This is a genomic window from Oceanobacillus indicireducens (genome assembly GCF_014647195.1).
GTDB lineage: Bacteria > Bacillota > Bacilli > Bacillales > Amphibacillaceae > Oceanobacillus > Oceanobacillus indicireducens.
In genome coordinates, this window is sequence record NZ_BMOS01000011.1 from 2,858 (window position 1) to 22,733 (window position 19,876).

Below are 19,876 nucleotides of genomic sequence, written 5' to 3' on the forward strand. Positions count from 1 at the left end.
AGTCCATGCTCAAATATAGAATCATAATCATAATAGAATTTCCACAATTCTTCTTCATTCACTTTTTTAAATTTTTCTCTAATATTTCCTGAACCAAAATAACTAGTATCAATATCAATAAATTCTTCATTTTTAAATTCCGACACTAGGGCGTTAATATACTTGAATGGAACGTGGCTTCCCTCAATTGAAGGTTTTTCATCAGCATAACGTCCGTAAATCAATTTGTATTGACCTATACCATAGTCTTGATATTCTCCCCATATATCATCGTGGTTCTGTTCCTCTAATAACAAGTATTTTGTCATCATATAATTTTCAATAATAGACCTCATAATTGTTCGACCAGATATGGTATATTCCAAATTATGATCCACTAATTCGATAAGCCTCTTATAAGAATATGTGGCAATCCCCAGAAGAACGAGCATTCTATTATCTAGTGGCCTTGTTTCTGTAAGTACTTGAGTATAGTAATTCAAAATATTATACACATGTTGTTTATATTTCTCTAAATCAATTGATTCATTTTCAGTAGGTTTAGTATCCACATAAAAGGCCTCACAATCTGTTAACAAACTTAACTTCTTCCAGAAATTCTGAACAAATTCAATGTTTGTCGATTCCTCTGAACCAAATCCTGTACTTATTACCATTTCTGTTGACCGAATACTCGGTCTATATAACTGCATTTTAGGATCTTCATGTGAAGTGAAGGCATAACGAGACATCGCCTCAGTAAAAGTACTGTCACTTTGAACATAGAATTTACCTGACAAAATAAATTTGTACAAAATCAGAAATCTTACATCAGTAGTAAGATTGCTATGTTGATCAGAAAGATCTTCAAGAATCTTATTTAGTATCTTAACGCGCTCTTGTATAGGGATATTATATCCCTTGATAGCTCTTAAGAATTCATCCGACTGATTCGAAAAAACTACCGAGAGCGGTTTTAATGATTCTATAACCTGTAACTCTTCCAATAACTTAAAAAAGGCTTTTTGCTTCTCATCAGATATAGTGAAAATTAATGATATTTTAGGATGATCAATTTCTTTTTCTTCATCCAATTCATGAAGATAGTCCAAAATCCTAAGACACTTTTCCATTTGAACTTTCCTATCTCCATTATTTACTATTAAGCCTAACCATATATACTCTGGCATCCGACCATAATACCATGATTCCTCCTTTAATAAATCTTGAAAATGCTGATTGAATGGAGCAATTAATTTTCCCTTTTCGAATTTATGCTCCGATAATTTACTTCGTTCTATCAACCCTTTTCTCCTCCCATTAATTCTTATTCTATAAATACATTGAAGTCCTTTTACCTTGCATGGTTAAATTACTTCGATATCCCAATCTTCGTCACTAAAACCAAGCTCATCTTGTTCTTTCTCCGTAAACAGCGATTCTTCATCATTTGTAAACATTCGCAAGTCTGCACCAACCTTAAGTGCGTCATATATTCCTTGTTCACTTGCCTCAACAACAATAGCATCGGTCTTTGCCTCTTTAAATGTTTTCCCCACTTTTCTCAGCAGATTCTCCGTTTCAACTAAGTTCAGCTTCATTGACAATGCAATACTAAATATTATATATGCTGGCACCTTTCTTGAACCATTAATATATCTACTAAGGGCAGATTCCTTGATTAAGCTCCGTATTTTAAAGTAGTGTGTTATATCTTTTTCAAACTTCAATTTACTCAAATAATGCCGAAAGCCTTCAACTTGATCATTGGTTTGTCATTTAATGGCCTCTTCAAATCTCATAAAACTCACTCTTGAAAATGTATGGCCAAACCCTGAATGTACATCCATTTCTGATTCAGTATTCCTTTTATATTCTGCACGATTTTTTCTACTTTTCTGCTAAATTCACCATTTTCAAAGATGGATTTGGCATTTAAGAGAATCTTTTTCAATTCCTTATTCATTGCTATTCCCCCAAGTATTCTTAGCTAAAAAGTATTGAAAACCACATTAAAGAATATCTACTGAATAGAACACATTTATAGTTTCTCACCAAGTAGGTTGCACGTTGAACCATCTTTTTTTAGATTGAATAAACTATTAATTTATTCTACCATCCCTGCTCAAAGTATTTCCTCATTTCTTTCTGATTAAGTACTTCAGTGCAACTTTCCCAATCAACTTTCCCCACTGAGCTATTATATCTATTTTCAAAAGGGTGTTTTTCTGGAACTTCATTAATCCGCTGTTTTGCCTTTTCAATATCGTTTAATGCAATATCCACCCACACATCTTCTAGGACATCTGGAAGTTGTCCAAACACTCCATGGATGTTTTTAAACCGTTCAGATAGCAGACTGTGTACTCTATCTTCAACTGAATCTTTATATCTAAGATTATAAATGTGAACAACATCATTTACTTGTCCAATACGTTGAATACGCCCTTTTCTTTGTTCTAATCTTGTTGGATTCCAAGGCAAGTCAAGATTTATTAAGGAACCTAACGTCTGTAGATTAAGACCTTCACTCGCTGAGTCAGTACCAATTAATAGTCTTAATTTACGTTGCTTTACTAATAATTTTATTTCCTCTTTTTCCTTTTTAGTAAAACTACCGTCTAAAAATACTCCTGATTTTTCTCCTCCTGCGTATAAACCAACGCTTTCACCTGGGAATGTTTCCGATAGCTTTTGAGCAACCCATTTAGCTGTATCAAAGTATTGAGAGAATATGATACATCCCTTTTCGAGCCATTTCCAATCAGTTAAAATTTCTACTACCTTTTCAAACTTCGGATCAGAGTTTTCATTAGTTTCTAAAGCCTTTACATACTTTACAAGCAGTTCTTCTTCATCAAAAGTGAGGTTTTTAATACCTTCTTCTATATATTGGCCATCCTCTTCTTCAGCCCAATCCGAATAAGATGTATTCCATTCATTAAGCATCTTTCTTCCTGTACTTAAACCCGCTACAACGGAGCTACCTATTCTCTTCAACAGTAGAGTTTTAAGAAAACCGCTACTTTTGCTTCTCTTCCCTAATAAATCACAAAATTCTTCTGCGAAATTATAAGCCTGTTTTAGATAGCCTTTTAGCGGAAGAGAATCATCATCAGATTCACCATGTAATTCCACTTCGATTTTCTGCAAATAAGGCTCGCCAGTTTCAGGGTTAATTTTGTTTTCTAAGTAGCTTCTCTCTCTTCTGACTACATGCCGAATATATGGATTAAATTTCTGGTAGAAGTCCTTGTCTAAAATATTTCCTATTCTTTTCTGATCTGGTTTTGAAAGGTCAAGTAAATTAGTATTTATAACAAATTGATCCTCTTTTAGTCCAAGTCTTCTCCTAATCATTCCAAAATTCATTTCATCTTCATGGGATGGTGGAAAAGGATTGCGTATCCACTCCCAATTTTCAGGATTGAAGAATTCCATCTTTTCTTCACCCATTATCAGCTTTAAACTTCTTGGAATTTGCTCTCTTTTACGCCACAACGAATATTTATTTCCAAGAACACTATCATTTTTTTGGCTTAAAATGTTCATTAAATCCCATAATTCGATTGGATAAAGCTGAATAGGTGTTGCAGTTGCTAGTAACATGCTTTTTGTACGCTTTGAGAGACTTAATAAAAAGTCGTAAAGATTATTCGGTTCAGGACTTTGATTTTCTTTCTTTTCACCTAAGTTTTTTCTTCTTGCTCTATGAGCTTCATCAACAATTACGCACTCGTATTCTTTAGATAGCAACTCTTCGATTATAGGAGATTTAGAAACAATAAGTCCCTGCGATATTATACCAATCTTCCTTGGACACTTCTTGATATCCTCTATTCCTCTATTCGGATAACTAAAGCCATTTTCATCTATCCACTCTTTTCCATCCCATACAGCGGAAGGTATGTTAAGTAATGTATTTAATTCATCTTGCCACTGCCATAAAAGTGCCTTAGGAACAATTACTAAAACTGGTTTTTCACCGTACAAAGCCATAAGCTGTGCTGACATCGCAAGTTGAATAGTTTTACCAAGTCCAACTTGATCAGCAAGAATATATCTTGCTCCATAACTTCGTTGGTGATCCCTAAAAGCTAAATTTACAAAATACTTTTGATGCTCCCATAATCCAAATTCTCCTCTGATTACTGGAGATTCTACTGTGGTTGATGCAGGATCAGGGTTTTCTTTCCATTTTTCTACTGTATCTATTACTTTGCGTTCTGAAATCCTTTTAATGTCCTCAACAATCACTTCTGGTAAAGGAACTGCTGTTTCATCATTCCAAAGTGCATCAAATTCTTCTTGTACCCATTCTACTGCATCTTTAGAGTCATCTTCCCAAATTAATTCGTAGTTAAGCTTCCAACCATTATAAGTTTCGTTTGCACTCCCTAAAAAGGTCGTTTGGCTCCCGTTTTCCAGTGTAATAATACCTGCTTTACCATGAATTAGACCAAACTTTTCATCTGGTACAACCCGTACTTCAAGTTTTCTACAAGAGAGTAATTCATATAGTTTTCTAAATCTCCTGGATGAATCAGGTAACTCTTCAGGCTTAAAATCAAACCATTCTTTTTTTATTGATGAGTGAGCAAGCCTGGCAGTTTCAACATCCTTTATGTCAAGGCTAGAATTACATATGACTCTTACTTTTCCCTCTATTTGTTCAATAGCCTCGCCCGCAACTTCTAAAATGGAGGAACTGAAGTATCCTGCAATTCTATCGTATCTTTTAGCATTCTTTAGTTTATTGTTCAAAAGAGAGGCATTTACAGCCTCTCTCCTTGTTGAATACCTTCGTATCATTTATTTTCCGCACCTACCTTAAATACCATCATTTCTCACTGCCCCTTGTAATAATCGTGCGTAGTATGCGTCATTCTGCCAATGCTTCATGTGTGAAATATTTTCAAACCTGGAAATAAACCCGAGAATTTCCATTATCGCAGAACGTTTATCCCAATACTCATTATCCTGATCATATTTTGCTTTCAAATAATTAATACCTTCTACTGTCGATTCTGCTTGAACACATTGATATAATGAAACTAAAACATGTCTCATTAAAGAACTTCCAAACACATCATTATCAACGCCTCTTGTTCGGTATTCTGTAGCAGTTTTCAGTCTAACTGAATTTGCCTTGAAGTTTTCAAACATATCTTTGTAATCCTTTACTCCAAAACCTCTTGCAAGCTCCTGGTAAGCACTCACTTGATATATATTACCCATTTCTAATTCAAGTCCTCGAATGAAGAAACGTTCTTCTGGAAGTAAATCCCTCCATACAAGACTATCCACTCCCTCTGGGATCAGATAATCATAGGCGATTTTAACTGCCTTATTAATTAAAGCTTCAATGGGATTTTCTTCATCAGAGTTCCTTGACTTGGATAATTCATATTGTACGTCAATACCTTCAATATCTTTATATGCTGTCAGGACCTTTAATGATGAAGCGTAAGCAGCTAATAAATAATCTGCATCTGTAAAGTTTGGATCTTCCTTATCATCAAGGTTTCTCATACTATCAATTTGAAATTGAACTTCTTTCTTTATCTTTCTATAAAGTTCATCCTGGAAAGCAATATCCTCAGAAGTTTGCTTTTTAAGAATTAACAATACTGTCCCTTTTACATAATTCCCTCCATCTTTTAATCCTCCTGATTCTGTTTCAGTGGCAATGTTCCATGCAGATACTACTCTTAAACCTGATGACCATAAGATCATCGCTAATTCAGCCCAAACTTTTGTATCTTGATGTGTAAACATGACAACTTGTGTACCATTGTCAGGCATTTTTTTAGAAAGGTTCTTGTATATATATATCATACTTTTATTAAATGATTCTCCAGTTCCTTTTACAGCCAAAACCCTTTTAGAATCTGAATACCATTCTGGAAAAATGTTTCTTATCATGTTTTTATCCCATGCTAAAAATAGCTCTGCTAATTCATGATAATGAACGGCATCCGCATATGGGGGATCAGTAATCCAAATATCACTTTCATATTCTACTTCGCTAGCATTAAGGGGTTTTATTATGGATTTTGAATTTATAGGATAACTATTAATGTTAAAAAACCAAATTGACTTGTAAAGTGTTAATCCTCTACATCCATAGTTAAACAACGTATTAAATGATTGATTATAAAATATATCTTTAACCGAAGGGCTTTTTCCTTTGTCCCATCTTGATAGTTTAGAGTTCCAATTAGCACATTTATTTATTCCTAGTAATGCAATAACTTTTTCCTTTCGATTCTCAGCAAATCTATCTGCAACTTCAAATAATAAGCCAGTTAGTAATAATTGCCTTGGATTGTACAAATTACTCCAATTAGTCCAACCCTTTTCATAAGTTAATTGATTGGTATTCCATCCTTTCTCTATTAAAGAATTAGGAAGATAACCTTTTTCCCTCCACTGGTTGAACCTTTCCCTTAGCAAAGCTTCAACTTTATGCTCATTTTCAATATCTTTTTCGTTTGGCTCTACAAAATGCCTTATTATTTTTTCGTTACCATTTGAATCGGTTATTACTTCCTCATATCTGATACAATAGAGCCTTTCTGTAAAAATATCAGTATCCTGATTCTTAAAATCAGTATTGTCCCATTTTCTTAATTCATTTGGTGTATTATACCTGTAATCTCTTAAAATCCCATCATCTTTATCTTTCCTTATACTTGGAATTGGAGTAGAGTTCATGCAATTCGGGCACTTCAACGAGTAATCATTAATAGTTACATTTTTTTCAGCTTGTTTTAACTCCTCGTTGGACACATTCTCTATAATTTTAATTTTATAATTCTTATTAATTGAGTCCTTTTCTAATCTTGCAATAGTATTGGTTGGTCCCCTTCCAATAATTAGTGTAGGAAGTAACGGTATTTTATACCTACACTCAGGGCAAGTTGTCTCATTACAATATAGATATGCATTACCTCTCCAACCCTGTTCGTTCTCTTCTATACCCCAAGATAAAATAATATTGTTTGTTTCCTCATAAACTTTATGTTGAAATTCTTGTAATTTAGCAATTTCCTCATGATTCGCACCAGCAATATTTAATGAGGCCCAAGTTAACAAAGAAGCCACTGGATTCAAGTCAGATGCATAAATATCAGCACCCATTCGACCTGCTTCAAAGGGTATGCTTCCACCACCAGCGAAGCAGTCGCCAATTCTTGGTACATGACCATATCTTTTTTCACCAAGTTGTCTTGTAAGTTCTTGAAGATTCGAAGCTGTTGTTTCTAAATGGTCATTGATTTCTTGCCATGCACTTTCTGGTAAATTTTTTATGTGTTCTGGTCTGTCACTGTATTTAAGCTTATCATCATAAGATAATCTATTGAAAACTAATTGTTGCAAATGATCCTTTTCTGTCTTCTTTATCTCTTTTCTGTAAGTTGGCTTATCTACAGTAGAGTTCGTTGAAAAATACTTTTCCTTTTCATTATTAGTTAGCAGTTGAAACACTTGCTTTGTAGGTATATTCTTTGACTTTCTCATTAATAATCCTTCATTATCCATTGTTAGTAATTTCAAGAATATATCCCTATCCTTATTTGGATTTTCGGAAATTGGGAGTAACAATCCTAGTATGGTAGCTCTAACAAGAATAAGAGGCTTTCGACCCCACCACTTTCCAAGTCCTGTTAAAGTTTGTCCTTGAACTGCCTTTCTTTCTTTATAACTTTCCTTCGATACCTTAGATACAGGAAATTGTGTTTCTATAAATGACTTACTATAATCCAACAAAGGATTTCTCCCCCTATTTTACATTTTTATAAAACATCTCAAACATATTTACCTGACTTTTATCTTCATCATCAATTGGGTTTTCTGTTAAAGCAAATCTAATCGCCTTCCTCCAACCTCTTTTATCATCAGCATGACCTGTAATTGCATTTGCCATAGTAAAGAGCCACCATCGCTCTTCTCTACTTAATCCTGACCAATTTTTTATTGCAGTAGATATTAGTTGGGGATCAGAGTCCTCAATTGCCCACATTAACAAAACCATTTCTTTACCTAATAACCTCTCAATTGGAACATGACCAATTTTAAACCTTCCTACTGTAACATCATTCTCTTTCAACCTGTTATTAAAAGAGGTTGTTAAAAAATCTTTTATTGAATTCCATTTATGTCGGTCCAATGTTACTCTCAGGTTGTCTTCAACAATCCCTGTTTCTTGATTTTCAGATTCATCCCAATCAAATCGTTCATAAACCGCAACATCCTCATTGGGGCTTCTAGGCGTTACAAGTAAAAAATGATGTTTAGATTCTTGAGGTAAATAGCCAAAACCTAACGCCCTTTTTTTCGTCATTAAACTGCCTCCTTATTGGCTTATACTATTTCTGTATGACTCCAAACTGCCTTTGTTTTCAGCAACCCAATCCTCAAAATTTTGACCTCTCTCAAAGATACACTTTTCTATATCCATAGAAACTTCAACGTTTTTATCAGTAAAGAATACATTTCTCAATTCATCTAATTGCTTCACAAATGAATTAGTTTCATGGAGAGCATAATTATCAAATGAAAGTTCTAACCAACTTTGTTGCATTGAATCCGTCTTCTCAAATACTTGCAAACTAACTCCTGACACTTTTGCCCTATGTTTGTTTAGTAGCTCCAACTGTTTATATACCTCGGCTGTTGTTGATGCGTTTAAAGTCTTATTTAATGTTAGTTGTTTTTCTTTATCGATTTCAATTTTTGTCTCTGTTATTGGAATTGAGAGTGGTTCCGAAAATATACCTAAATCTTCGTGTACTGCTATTGCTTGTAAAAACTTTGTCCCTTTTGGCACTTCAATAACGTCATTGTATACTCCACCGCTATTCTTCGGGTTTGAACCATCAGTAGTATATTTAATGGTTACTTTAGGTGAGGATGCTTTTAGCTCAATGTAATTACTCCCATTTTTATCAAATGTGTCGTATTGTAATTGAACATTATTTTTCCAATGTGTTATCGCTCCTGTAGCATGTTTCCCTGACGAATCAACACATAAAAATGTTAATGCCAATTCTGTAGTCTTAAATGCGTTAAAATCCTTCACCTCTAATGAACCTGGGGTTGCATCACCATTTATTTCATAATAAACTTTATCCCCATTTTGCTTAGTGATTTTTAATGTTACTTCTCCAGTGTCTTCATCCCTGTCTATTTCACGCACATTTACTGATGTCTCAGGTGCAGGAGGCTCTTTATCGAGATAGCCACCCTCTTCAATCCAAATTCCTTTTTTCAAACATTCATTTTTTAGATCTTCCAATGCTTGTGGATGGTGCCATGACCAAGATGTTGTGGTTGCTGCACGTTCTTTTAAATCTATCCATCTCATTTGCCGAGAAGTAAATATACGTGCTTCAAATTTCCTTCTAAATGTTTCACTTGAAGTATCCTTATCAAATTTCATTACCTCGATAAGCACGTTTCGTATTTGTTCTTCAGCATCAAAGTTATTGTTCTTAAATTCCATTTTGAAATCATTAGATTCAAAACCATCCTCTGTTGGATAGTAAAGAGTAATGAATGTTTCTCTTGATGTTTGTAATAGATTCAGTCCAACTTTATGTAAAATAAACTGTGCTTGTTGGTATTGTGCATCACTCTCTGGAATTTTGTCTTCATTTTCCATTCTATTTATTATAGATTGAATTGCTTTTAACTGTTTTGAAACTTCTAATAAATTTTCCATTGAATTCCTTTGGCCAGTTAAAAACATGACCCTGTTTTTATATTTAACATTGTCATAAAACTCGGTTAAATCTTTTTGCAATCCAACTCCGTTTGGGTTAGGTTCAAACAAAATTAATGTAATTTTATCTTGTTTAATTTCAATTTCGTCAATAGCAGGAAAGACTTCTACTTCCTGATAACAATCTTTTAGTTTAGGTACAAACTTCTCTCCTAACACTTTTTTGATCTCTTGCTTTGCAATTTCGTCTGAATATGTGTCAACTAAGGAAAGTAGTTCAGCATTTACGTTTTTTACATCTTTAAAAAATAAACGATTATCTCGATCGGTATATAAGTACCATGCTTTCACCTTAAACTGTTCTAAAGCACCTTTAATATCAGTAATGTTTCTTCCTGGTTTAGCCATTACCCCGACTGCTTCTTGTAGTGATAAGCCGACTATTGCACCAGTAACATCACCTAATGAAGAAACTAAAAGTAATTTACTTAAGTCTTGCATATCCTGACTACCTGTTACTGAATCAATCTCCTCAGCCGCCGCCTTGCCCTGTTGGGCTATATCATGGGAAATCGCATTTGATAACCTTGGTTTAATACTCCTAACCATTGAAAACATTTCTGAATTATTTAAGTCCATATCAAACGCATTCAGTAAGTAATTGGATTTTGCCTTTGGATTATCACCCTTATATAAATTTTTAACCATGATTCTCGTAAGTCTAATGAATCCTCTAGTTTGTTGAAATCCAGGATTTTCCCTAAACCTAGCAAATAAATCCTTTAAAGAAGGGTGGAATGGGTAAGCATCCATAATTCCTGTATAGAGCTGGTCAGGTGACTGATTTGTATAGTTCATTTGTTTGGCTTCTTTGACTGCTTCTTTATATCCCATTGCGATTTCATGCTTTTCTTCTTCCGTTGCAGTTGTTTCAAACAATCGTTTCCTTAGAATATGGTACAAATCATCGGAGGTAGTTCCAACAGGCTCAATGTTGATGGAACTGCGACCAATTTCATTTTCCAATTCTTTAAAGGACTTTTGTATTAGTGCCGAACCTGTTTCATACGTTGCTTGGAGATCGGAGACTACCAAACAAACATTTGATAATTCTGCTTTTCCAAGAGCATTAAAGAGATTTGATAATGCATTAGTTGTAATATCCGCAAGAGTTCCTGTTCCAGACGGTATTGCCCTTACATATTGCAAATAAGTCGGTAATTCATCAAGTAAAATCAAAGTGGGTTGATCTTTTAGCAAGTTTATCCATGCTGATTGCCCAGGAGCCTTTAATGGTGCATAATAATCCTTAAATAACTCTTCTTTTCCCAGTTGTCTCGCTATCTCTCCCCAAATACCATATGGAATATCACTTTCACGTCCTGTATAAGAAACCACTCTTATTTCCTGTTCAAAACTAAATGAATCACCTAAGATCTCATTTCTCAGAGAAGGGTTTTTTGCCAATAGGCCAAGAGCAACCAAATTATGCGTCTTACCGCCACCCATTGCTTGTGTTAACTTAATAAGACCACTTTGTGACTTTCCCTCAAATCTTTTAAATGCAGTTTCAAATAAGTACTGCATGCCATCTGTTATGTATGTTTCTTTAAAGAATTCCTCCGCATCTATTGAATTATCAATTAAGTTTGCTAAATCCAATGTGTCATCTCTATTTGTTTCCTCAAATACACTTTCTCTCGGTTTACATGCTTCAAAAAGACTTTTCATAATTTGCCTCCTATTTGATAGTTATCAACGCAAAAAGTAATCAATAATCAATATTCAATATCCTTCTTACTATTTCCAGTCTTCTTTTACCACATTGCTGTTGAATAATTGTTGTAAACCTATCCCCTTTTACAAACTTATTTGGGTTGTTTTCATGTAACGCTTTAATGTATTCAATCATTTGTTGTTCAGAAATTTCATCATTCCAATGACTATCGACTATTTGATTTACCGCAGAAGCTAAGTGTCTTTGCGTTCTATAAAACAACTTTACTTCCAAAGATTTGCCCCCCTTTACAGACTATGCTTTTACTCTACTTTTATTTTACTCTTACTCACCGTAAATAACAATCGTAATTAGCTTTATTGTCCAATAAAAAAGGCTACCGATAACCTTTGAGTCTTAGTACAGTAGCCTTTAATATGTTCTATTACTTAGCGTTTTTCCCTTTTTTGCAATATTCCCTAAATAAATATTAATACCCTCTGTTGACCACATTGCCAGTAACATCCTTAGCCTTGTATCCATTTCAGAAACCTCCGATATTTTTCTATTCGAAAAATGTAAGAAGGTGAGTATCCGACTATATCAGACATGTCTTGTAATGTAAGGTTGTTCTGCAATCGATATTCATGTAACAGACCTCCAAAGCCTTATTGATTCTTTTCATTCTTTTCTCCTCAATCATATTTCATTCTCCTCCTATTAATAGTCACTGACAATTTGCCAGTACCTTGTTTTTATGAACCTCTTATTATAAGCACCTATGTTACCCCCTATAACTATAAATTGAAAAACAGTTATATTTCTTGTCTAGGAATCTACTATATAGAAATATTGAAAAAGACATACAAAAGTAAAGGAGTGATAGTGTTGAAAGAAGGAGAATTCATGATTTTATCAATGAAAGAGAAACTAAAAACTGTTAACAAAATGCTGGAGAAGGAGGACTTACTTTAATCTTAAAGGGTTTATATTTTAAACCAAATCTTACCTATTTATGATAAGGTTCCCCCCTAACAATCCTAAACCCCCGATACACCTGCTCCAACAAAACCAACCGCATCAACTGATGAGGAAACGTCAGCTTCGAAAAGGACAGCGCAAAATCACTCCGCTTTCGTACTTCATCACTAATCCCAAGCGACCCACCAATCACAAAAGCAATCTTACTCTTACCATACGTCGCAAGCTCATCCATTTTCGCGGCAAGACCTTCCGATGTCAGCATCTTTCCTTCAATCTCAAGCGTGATGACATACGTATCAGGTTTAATAGCGCCAAGGATTCGTTCGCCTTCCTTACGTTTCACCATGTCCATCTCCGCTTCACTCATCGTTTCCGGTGCTTTCTCATCAGCCAATTCGACAATGGAAACGTCGGCATAGCTCGATAGGCGCTTCAGATATTCCTGAGTGCCTTGCTTGAGGTATTTTTCCTTTAATTTACCGACAGAAATGATTGTTATTTTCATCTTCGTTCTTCCTCTCTATTTCCACGCGTAGTCGCTCTTATTATCTATCATATCCTGTTTCAGCCAAGATAGTAACGCATCCGTTTCATCACGTTTAAAGGTAGGGTACGCAGCCGCTTCCTCTAAAGTAAAAGGAGACACAACTGCTTTTATATTCTTCACTCTATCAAGAAGTAACTGATCCCTTTTCCGAGACAAAAGCACAAGCTTAGGAAGTGACTGATCTTTAAATCCTTCCACGACAAGTACATCTATTTTCATAAAGCAATAGAAATCAATCATCTGCTCCAGCGATAAATCAGGAGCTGAAAATTGAAAAACTCCTTCTCCTTCGACTCCTGCGATAGCCGCTCCGGCCCTGCGATGTTTTTCACTATCGGTATTACTAAATCCAAGGGGGATGCCACCATGTCCATGATGCTTAAGGGAACCCACTTTTAGGCCTGTTTCTGTGAACGTTTCAATTATTTTGGTCGAAAGGGTTGTTTTACCGCTATTTTTGTATCCGGTAATTTGGATGATTTTCATACTGTTTTCCCTCCTGATTCCCGCTGTAGAGCTATTTTCCCTTTATTTAAAGAAGTATTTTGTTTACTTTTATTAAAAACGGTTAATATACATAATATCACTTTAAAGGAGTGATGCGTTTATCACGGACCTGAAAGATAGATTGGTGGTCCAGATTGAGAATAAGCGATTGAAAATGTACGAGGCCTATACGAATGATGCCACTTATGAAAAACTAATAAATATATCACAGGAACTTGACCAATTGCTTAATCAATTAGCGACACTCAATCAAAAGAGAAAATAAGAAAAATAACTTCGTTGTAGGAATCATGTAACAGACTTGAGAATCGACCTACATAGAAACTGAAAACCGAACAAACATCTTGATTTGTTCGGTTTTTTCCTACCTATTTTTCAATCCCATTTGACACATTTGGAAAATTGACAGGTATTTTATTACTATTTTACAATCTGCACTTTCCGAATGGTACGATCTTCTACGTTGAGAATTTTAAAGGTAAGATTATCGCGTTCGAGTGTATCGCCGGCCTTTGGAAAGTCTTTGAACTCACTTAGTAAGTAGGCGGCAAGGACATCTTCTTCCTCTGGGATTTCAGTCTGGAATATCGTATTTAAGCGGTGTAACGTGACTTTCCCGTCACAGATTACTTTCGTCGGTGTGAGCTTTTCAATCAATGCTTCACTTTCCTCATCCATCTCATCATGAATCTCAAGTCCAATCATTCCCTCAATAATATCCTCGTGGGTAATGATGCCCTCTGTTCCGCCATATTCGTCCAGTACGATGGCTAAATGTCTGCGCTCTTTTGTCATCATTCGGAAAATCTCCTCAATCGGCTGAAATTCATAGACGATTAGTGGGTCAGAATCAATAAATTCCTCCAATTTTCGGCTCGGGTTCACGGACCAAGAGAGTAAGTATTTCGTATGCATGATTCCGACAATATTATCGATATCTTCTTCATATACGGGAAAACGGGTAAACCGGTTATCAATTGCAAAATCGCGCACTTCTTCATAGGTGGATGAGATCGGCAAGGCGACAATATCCACACGGGGGGTTTTCATAACGTCACGGACATTTAAATTGTAAAAGTCAAGTACACCTTTAATCCGGTATGATTCATCCGCTCGGAATGTCCCTTCCAGTCCAGCGAGATCCACTAGTGTCCGGAGCTCATCTTTTGACATAGAGACTTCCTCTTCTCCCTCTTTATGAAAACGGTTTGCGATAAGTTGCGAAATTTTCTCAAGTAACCAGATGATTGGTTTTAGTATTTTAATAATGCCTTGAATAATTGGGGATACTGCAGATGAAATTTCTTGCGGGATCGCTCGTGCTATTGTTTTTGGAATGATTTCAGCAAAAATAATAATCGCCAAAATAACAAGCGTTACAGCAAGAATGGTGTTCATGTTCGTATCCAGTGTCCAGTAAACAACAAGGGCAATGATGGAAAGATCGACAATATTATTGCCGATCACGTTCACGATATACAGTTCACCAGGATTTTCAATAATTCGCAGGAGCTTCTGTGCTTTTCGGTCCTCATTTTTTGCCTGGGTCTGTAATTTTACCTGATTTAACGAGGCAAGCGCTGTCTCACTCACAGAGAAGAAAATTGACAGAACGAATAGTAGAACGATGATCGCAATGATCACTTATTTTTCCTCCTTCAAGATACTTAAATCACGTCTAGGTAAAGAAAAGAAAACACGGTCCCGAAGGAATGTGCTTTCTTTTCGATTAAAATAAATTTTGAATGAATAGGCGAATGACATCCGCTCCGGCAACAAATGTACCTAAGGCACTGCCAAGGTTCGCTAATACGATGACGAGCAGGACGCGGGTTACTTTATTATCCCAAAATCCTTTAACACTAGTCACGTCATCCGCTAACGTTTCAAAATCACGGACGATCGGCTTTTTCATCCATGCTTGGACTAATCCGGCAAACCAACCAGCCGCAAGAAGCGGATTTAATGATGTAAATGGTGCTGCAACAATGGCTGTGAGTACGGCAAGTGGATGTCCAAGCGCAATGATCGTCCCAATACCTGCAAGCGACCCATTCCAGAGCAGCCAGCTCCAGACTTGCTGCATACCGGCATCTGGGTTTTGGAAAAAGGTCAACACGACGAGGGCGACAATGACAATTGGGATAGTCCAGCCGATGATTTTTGGAGCCTTTGATTTCGGCGGCCGCTTCGTCAACGCCTTCAGATCTTGATCTTTATGTATTTCTTTTGTAATTCCAGGGACATGTGCCGCTCCTAGCACAGCAACGACCTTGTCACCTGGTGCTTCTTTAATCTTCTGTGCCAAGTATTGGTCGCGTTCATCGATCAATGGTTTTTTAAGTTTCGGGAAGCTCTCGGTAATCTCTTGGAGCATCGCATTGATCGTATCCTGCTGCTTCATCTTCTCCAGTTCTTCTTCGGTAATTGTTTCATTACTGAAGATGCTAAAAATGATTTGGCTAAGCAGAGTTGCTTTTCCTTTGAAGCCGATATTTCCCCAGATTCGTGAAAAGGTGACTTGAATATTTCGATCGGCGAGGACCAATTCCGCTCCGACATCTTTAGCTGATTCAATTCCTTGAATCATTTCCTGACCTGCATTGATGCCAAACTGTTTTGCCATCCGTTTTTGGAAAGAGGAAATGGCTAGGTTCATAAGCAGTAGGGATGCCTTCTTTTGCTTAATGACTTTAAAAATATCCGTTTCCTGCCATTTGTTCCCATCGGATATCGATTGATAGCGCTGTTCGTCCAGTTCAATACAGACGGCGTCGGGTTTTTCTTGTTCAATAACATCTTTTACCTGTTCGGCACTCTGTTTGGAAACATGGGCCGTTCCGATTAGGATGATTTCTTTTCCGTTTATTTCTAATCGCGTTATATTATCCACAAGTATAGATTCCTTCCTTTAATTAATCCTGGGCATGATTATAAAACGAAACTCATTCAGTGGAATTCATTGCTTTTTCCCCTGAATGTTAATGGAGTGAATCAGGGTGTTAGTGGCCGTTTCTTTCGCTAAAATAGATTTGATTTCTTTCCCTATATCATAACGAAAGATTTTTCGGACAATGGCACCGTGAAAAAATGTTTATTACTTCTATAATAAACTAGCGTTGCTTGAAATTGAAATAAAATGTGCTTTTTTAGACGGTTCTTTTTTAAATTAGGTCTTTCTTTTTAAGAAGGAAATTTGTATGATTGAAATTAAACAGATAGCTTGGTAAAGGGTATCGGTATAAAGAGGGGGAGTAAGATGCTTGAATTAGCGTTGGATGAAGAAATTACATTAAGACATATTCAGGAATCAGATGCGGCTGAGTTGTTTAATCTGACGGAGAAATCACGTACGGAGCTCCGGGAGTGGTTACCATGGGTCGACGGGACACAGACAAGGCGAGATAGTTTAAAATTTATTCAGCATACGCTTGACGCATACAATGCAAAACGGGCATTGAACTGTGGAATTATTTATAAGGGAAAGCTTTGCGGGATGATCGGATTTAATTTGGTTGACTGGTCAAACCGGGTCGGTCATATTGGCTACTGGCTCGCTACAGATATGGTAGGGCGTGGAATTATGAGCCGGGCGGTGAGCGGGTTGATGCACTACGGTTTTTATGAGCTTGATTTGAATCGGATGGAGATTCGTGCAGCTGTCGAGAATCGGAGGAGCCGGGCGATTCCGGAACGGCTCGGGTTTAGGGAAGAAGGAACAATTCGTGAGGCTGAGTGGCTATATGATCATTTTGTCCACCATGTTGTCTACGGCATGCTACGATCGGAATGGGAATAAGGAGGTCTAACCCGTCCCAGAGTTTTGTCGATTGTTGTCGAACAGGTTACCGGTCTGTTTCTTGAAATTTGATGTCGATGACTTCCTCTGTTTTTTTCGTATAGCGGATGTCGATATAGACACCGAATTCCCGATCTTTCCCGCGGAGCCAAAGTTTAAATTTCTCCGTTGTCTCGCCATTTCTTGTAATCGCGCCGATATGCAAGTAATCGATGATTTTAGCATCCGGATATTTTTCCTTCGTTTTCTTCATGGCAACTTGGCCCCATTTGGCATAAGAAGGGGCTGGGGCTTCTTCTGCCGTAATAGGTTCGCTTGGCGCTGGATTTGTCACGATACCAATTGAGAAAAGCATGAGGGGAATGGTGAGTAGTAATTTCCACATATCATCAGCTCCTTTTTATATAGGTTGTGTTTTTTAGAGGCAATTTATGAGGAAAAAATAGAAAAAGCATATCCATCTCTATTTAAAGAGGGTGGATATGCTTTTTCTTAATTCATTTGGACGTTATGGAGCCTTGCAAAAATACCATTTTGTGCAATTAATTCGTCATGGGTTCCTTGTTCTTCAATTCCATTTTTCGTAACAACCATGATACGGTCTGCATTTTTAATCGTTGCAAGACGGTGGGCGATAACAAGTGTTGTCCGATTTTCCGCTAACTCATTCAGAGATTCTTGAATAATCCGCTCGGTCTCTGTGTCGAGCGCAGATGTCGCTTCATCGAGAATAAGGATAGGCGGATTTTTGAGGAACATACGAGCAATCGCAATCCGCTGCTTCTGTCCACCAGAAAGCTTGAGTCCACGCTCACCGATTTGTGTTTCATAACCGTTTGGAAGTTCTGCAATGAATTCTTCCATATGAGCACGGCGGGCTGCTTCATAAATTTCCTCATCGCTCGCATCAAGATTACCATAAGCGATATTTTCCTTCAGTGTCCCTGTAAATAGGAAAACATCTTGCTGAACGACACCGATATTCTTACGGAGAGACTCTTTCGTCATATCGCGAATATCAATACCATCTATAAAAATACTGCCGTCATCCACATCGTAGAAACGCGGAATCAAGGAAGATATCGTCGTTTTTCCGGCACCGGACGGACCTACGAAAGCCACAGTTTCTCCTGCGTGTACGTTTAAATTTAAATTATCGAGTACAGCTGGCTTATTTTCCTCATAACCAAATGTCACATTTTTAAATTCAATGTTACCTTGAAGTTTATCGACTTCTACTGCGTCTGGTCTGTTCTTCACATCCGGGTCCACATCAAGCATTTCAGTGAATCGTTTAAAACCAGCCATGCCTTTCGGATACAGCTCAAGAAGGGCAGTTATTTTATTGATCGGGGTCGTGAGTACGTTCGTTAAAAGAATAAAACTGACTAGTTCCCCGTACGTTAAGAGGTTATTGAAAGTGAGCCAAGCGCCAAATACAAGCACAAGCAGCGTCATGAGCCGCATGAGCAGATAGATGTTCGAGTGAACCGTCGCCATCACGCGGTACGCTCCAAGTTTAGCACGGCGGAATTTTTTATTATTTTCATTGAACCGGTTCATTTCAAACTGTTCATTCGTGAACGCTTGAACGACACGCACACCGGAAACAGCATCTTCCACACGTGCATTCACATCCGCAATATCCTCATACATCTTTTTCCACGAACGATTCATGCGAATATTCCCGTATGAAATGAGGAATATGAGGATTGGAATGGTAATTAACACAATAAGTGCGAGCATTGGATTAATCGTGAACATAATAAAGAATGCACCGAGAAATGTCATGATTGAAATGAAAAAGTCCTCTGGTCCATGGTGGGCGAGTTCTCCGAGATCAAAGAGATCTGTCGTAATCCGGCTAATCATATGGCCGGTCTTCGTATTATCGAAAAAGCGGAAAGACTGCTTCTGTACATGATGGAATAATTCATTCCGCATATCCGTTTCGATATTTACTCCTAGCTTATGGCCGAAGTAAGTTACAACATATTGAAGCAGGGTGCTGATGATGTACACAACCAAAAGCAACGCACCAACTGTTAGTATGATATTCCAGTCGTCACCCATCAAGAGGTCATCGATAAACCACTGGACGGCGAGTGGAAAAGCAAGCTCGAGAATAGCCACGATCATCGCTGCCGAGAAGTCGACAATAAATAGCCGTTTATGTGGCTTATAATAAGAGAAAAAACGTCGTATCAACGTGATGCACTTCCTTATCCTTTTTTATTGTATAAGAAACTATAAAGTAAAAATGCTGTGATAACTTTTGTATCGCGGGCTAGCCACGTCCGGCGCAAGCGCCTTTGTTAAAAAGTCTACTTGAAATTATATGCTTTGTTAGGGGGAGATTCAAGAAAGAAGATTATTGGTTGTGAATAAGTGAAAAGTTGTTGCGTGTTATTCACGTTGGGGAAAGTTTTCCCGTGGATAAATCGTGGATAAGCAGTTTTTCTTGTTGAAACTATGTGATTATCCCCAAAGTTATCCACATATGCACAAGTGTTCCTACTTATTTTGTTACGCAGCAAGTTTTCACTACTATATATAGATTCCGTGTGGAATTTTATCCACGGAATGTTAATAAGTTCGCTTTTTCTGTGGATAATG

At 36.9% G+C, this 19,876-nt stretch carries 17 protein-coding genes; 2 read left to right on the forward strand and 15 right to left on the reverse strand.

Annotated features, from left to right (window positions below; genetic code table 11):
* The 11 genes from IEX94_RS09160 to mobB all read right to left on the reverse strand — a co-directional run.
* Positions 1 to 1,283, reverse strand: a 1,283-nt coding sequence (locus IEX94_RS09160; protein WP_188856932.1) for a DUF5677 domain-containing protein, incomplete at its 3' end; no start/stop codon positions are given.
* Between the two features lie 63 nt (positions 1,284 to 1,346).
* Positions 1,347 to 1,718, reverse strand: coding sequence for a hypothetical protein (locus IEX94_RS19745; RefSeq protein ID WP_229782652.1), 372 nt, complete (start codon positions 1,716 to 1,718; stop codon positions 1,347 to 1,349).
* Positions 1,719 to 1,786: 68 nt separating this feature from the next.
* Positions 1,787 to 1,945 (reverse strand): hypothetical protein, encoded by a 159-nt coding sequence (locus IEX94_RS19750; protein ID WP_229782653.1) that lies wholly within the window; start codon positions 1,943 to 1,945, stop codon positions 1,787 to 1,789.
* A 146-nt stretch (positions 1,946 to 2,091) separates the two neighbouring features.
* Entirely contained in the window at positions 2,092 to 4,791 is a 2,700-nt protein-coding gene (locus IEX94_RS09170; protein WP_188856933.1) for a phospholipase D-like domain-containing anti-phage protein, read from the reverse strand.
* A gap of 18 nt (positions 4,792 to 4,809) precedes the next feature.
* Positions 4,810 to 7,752, reverse strand: coding sequence for an anti-phage-associated DUF1156 domain-containing protein (locus IEX94_RS09175; RefSeq protein WP_188856934.1), 2,943 nt, complete (start codon positions 7,750 to 7,752; stop codon positions 4,810 to 4,812).
* 13 nt (positions 7,753 to 7,765) lie between these two features.
* The gene (locus tag IEX94_RS09180; RefSeq protein ID WP_188856935.1) at positions 7,766 to 8,326 is read right to left on the reverse strand and encodes a DUF3780 domain-containing protein; all 561 of its coding nucleotides are present in this window, start codon (positions 8,324 to 8,326) and stop codon (positions 7,766 to 7,768) included.
* A gap of 12 nt (positions 8,327 to 8,338) precedes the next feature.
* Positions 8,339 to 11,437, reverse strand: a complete 3,099-nt coding sequence (locus tag IEX94_RS09185; protein WP_188856936.1) for a DUF499 family protein — start codon at positions 11,435 to 11,437, stop codon at positions 8,339 to 8,341.
* A gap of 40 nt (positions 11,438 to 11,477) precedes the next feature.
* Entirely contained in the window at positions 11,478 to 11,717 is a 240-nt protein-coding gene (locus tag IEX94_RS09190) for a TIGR04540 family protein (RefSeq protein WP_188856937.1), read from the reverse strand.
* A gap of 233 nt (positions 11,718 to 11,950) precedes the next feature.
* On the reverse strand, positions 11,951 to 12,034 hold the full coding sequence (locus IEX94_RS20270; protein WP_373290823.1) for a hypothetical protein: 84 nt from the start codon (positions 12,032 to 12,034) through the stop codon (positions 11,951 to 11,953).
* 398 nt (positions 12,035 to 12,432) lie between these two features.
* The gene (rlmH, locus tag IEX94_RS09200; protein WP_188856938.1) at positions 12,433 to 12,912 is read right to left on the reverse strand and encodes a 23S rRNA (pseudouridine(1915)-N(3))-methyltransferase RlmH; all 480 of its coding nucleotides are present in this window, start codon (positions 12,910 to 12,912) and stop codon (positions 12,433 to 12,435) included.
* Positions 12,913 to 12,927: 15 nt separating this feature from the next.
* Positions 12,928 to 13,440 (reverse strand): molybdopterin-guanine dinucleotide biosynthesis protein B, encoded by a 513-nt coding sequence (gene mobB / locus IEX94_RS09205; RefSeq protein ID WP_188856939.1) that lies wholly within the window; start codon positions 13,438 to 13,440, stop codon positions 12,928 to 12,930.
* A 145-nt stretch (positions 13,441 to 13,585) separates the two neighbouring features.
* Here mobB and IEX94_RS09210 point away from each other — a divergent pair, with 145 nt between their 5' ends.
* On the forward strand, positions 13,586 to 13,726 hold the full coding sequence (locus IEX94_RS09210) for an aspartyl-phosphate phosphatase Spo0E family protein (RefSeq protein ID WP_232334324.1): 141 nt from the start codon (positions 13,586 to 13,588) through the stop codon (positions 13,724 to 13,726).
* Positions 13,727 to 13,881: 155 nt separating this feature from the next.
* On the opposite strand, the gene IEX94_RS09215 is transcribed toward IEX94_RS09210, so the two are convergent.
* Both IEX94_RS09215 and IEX94_RS09220 read right to left on the reverse strand, forming a co-directional pair.
* On the reverse strand, positions 13,882 to 15,105 hold the full coding sequence (locus tag IEX94_RS09215) for a hemolysin family protein (protein ID WP_188856940.1): 1,224 nt from the start codon (positions 15,103 to 15,105) through the stop codon (positions 13,882 to 13,884).
* A gap of 85 nt (positions 15,106 to 15,190) precedes the next feature.
* Positions 15,191 to 16,360, reverse strand: coding sequence for a TraB/GumN family protein (locus IEX94_RS09220; protein WP_188857022.1), 1,170 nt, complete (start codon positions 16,358 to 16,360; stop codon positions 15,191 to 15,193).
* 360 nt (positions 16,361 to 16,720) lie between these two features.
* Between IEX94_RS09220 and IEX94_RS09225 the strand changes: the two genes are divergently transcribed.
* Entirely contained in the window at positions 16,721 to 17,260 is a 540-nt protein-coding gene (locus IEX94_RS09225; RefSeq protein WP_188856941.1) for a GNAT family N-acetyltransferase, read from the forward strand.
* Between the two features lie 46 nt (positions 17,261 to 17,306).
* Here the strand turns inward: IEX94_RS09225 and IEX94_RS09230 are convergent, their stop codons facing one another.
* Entirely contained in the window at positions 17,307 to 17,645 is a 339-nt protein-coding gene (locus IEX94_RS09230; RefSeq protein WP_188856942.1) for a DUF3889 domain-containing protein, read from the reverse strand.
* 107 nt (positions 17,646 to 17,752) lie between these two features.
* Complete coding sequence (locus IEX94_RS09235; protein ID WP_156855370.1) at positions 17,753 to 19,468, reverse strand: ABC transporter ATP-binding protein; 1,716 nt, start codon at positions 19,466 to 19,468, stop codon at positions 17,753 to 17,755.
* Positions 19,469 to 19,876: the final 408 nt, after the last annotated feature.

What these genes read in the sequence shown, in the direction of transcription:
- IEX94_RS19750 (WP_229782653.1), bottom strand. Translation starts at nt 1,945, where the DNA reads ATGAATAAGGAATTGAAAAAGATTCTCTTAAATGCCAAATCCATCTTT.
- IEX94_RS09170 (WP_188856933.1), bottom strand. Translation starts at nt 4,791, where the DNA reads ATGATACGAAGGTATTCAACAAGGAGAGAGGCTGTAAATGCCTCTCTT.
- IEX94_RS09180 (WP_188856935.1), bottom strand. Translation starts at nt 8,326, where the DNA reads ATGACGAAAAAAAGGGCGTTAGGTTTTGGCTATTTACCTCAAGAATCT.
- IEX94_RS09185 (WP_188856936.1), bottom strand. Translation starts at nt 11,437, where the DNA reads ATGAAAAGTCTTTTTGAAGCATGTAAACCGAGAGAAAGTGTATTTGAG.
- IEX94_RS20270 (WP_373290823.1), bottom strand. Translation starts at nt 12,034, where the DNA reads ATGTCTGATATAGTCGGATACTCACCTTCTTACATTTTTCGAATAGAA.
- rlmH (WP_188856938.1), bottom strand. Translation starts at nt 12,912, where the DNA reads ATGAAAATAACAATCATTTCTGTCGGTAAATTAAAGGAAAAATACCTC.
- mobB (WP_188856939.1), bottom strand. Translation starts at nt 13,440, where the DNA reads ATGAAAATCATCCAAATTACCGGATACAAAAATAGCGGTAAAACAACC.
- IEX94_RS09225 (WP_188856941.1), top strand. Translation starts at nt 16,721, where the DNA reads ATGCTTGAATTAGCGTTGGATGAAGAAATTACATTAAGACATATTCAG.
- IEX94_RS09230 (WP_188856942.1), bottom strand. Translation starts at nt 17,645, where the DNA reads ATGTGGAAATTACTACTCACCATTCCCCTCATGCTTTTCTCAATTGGT.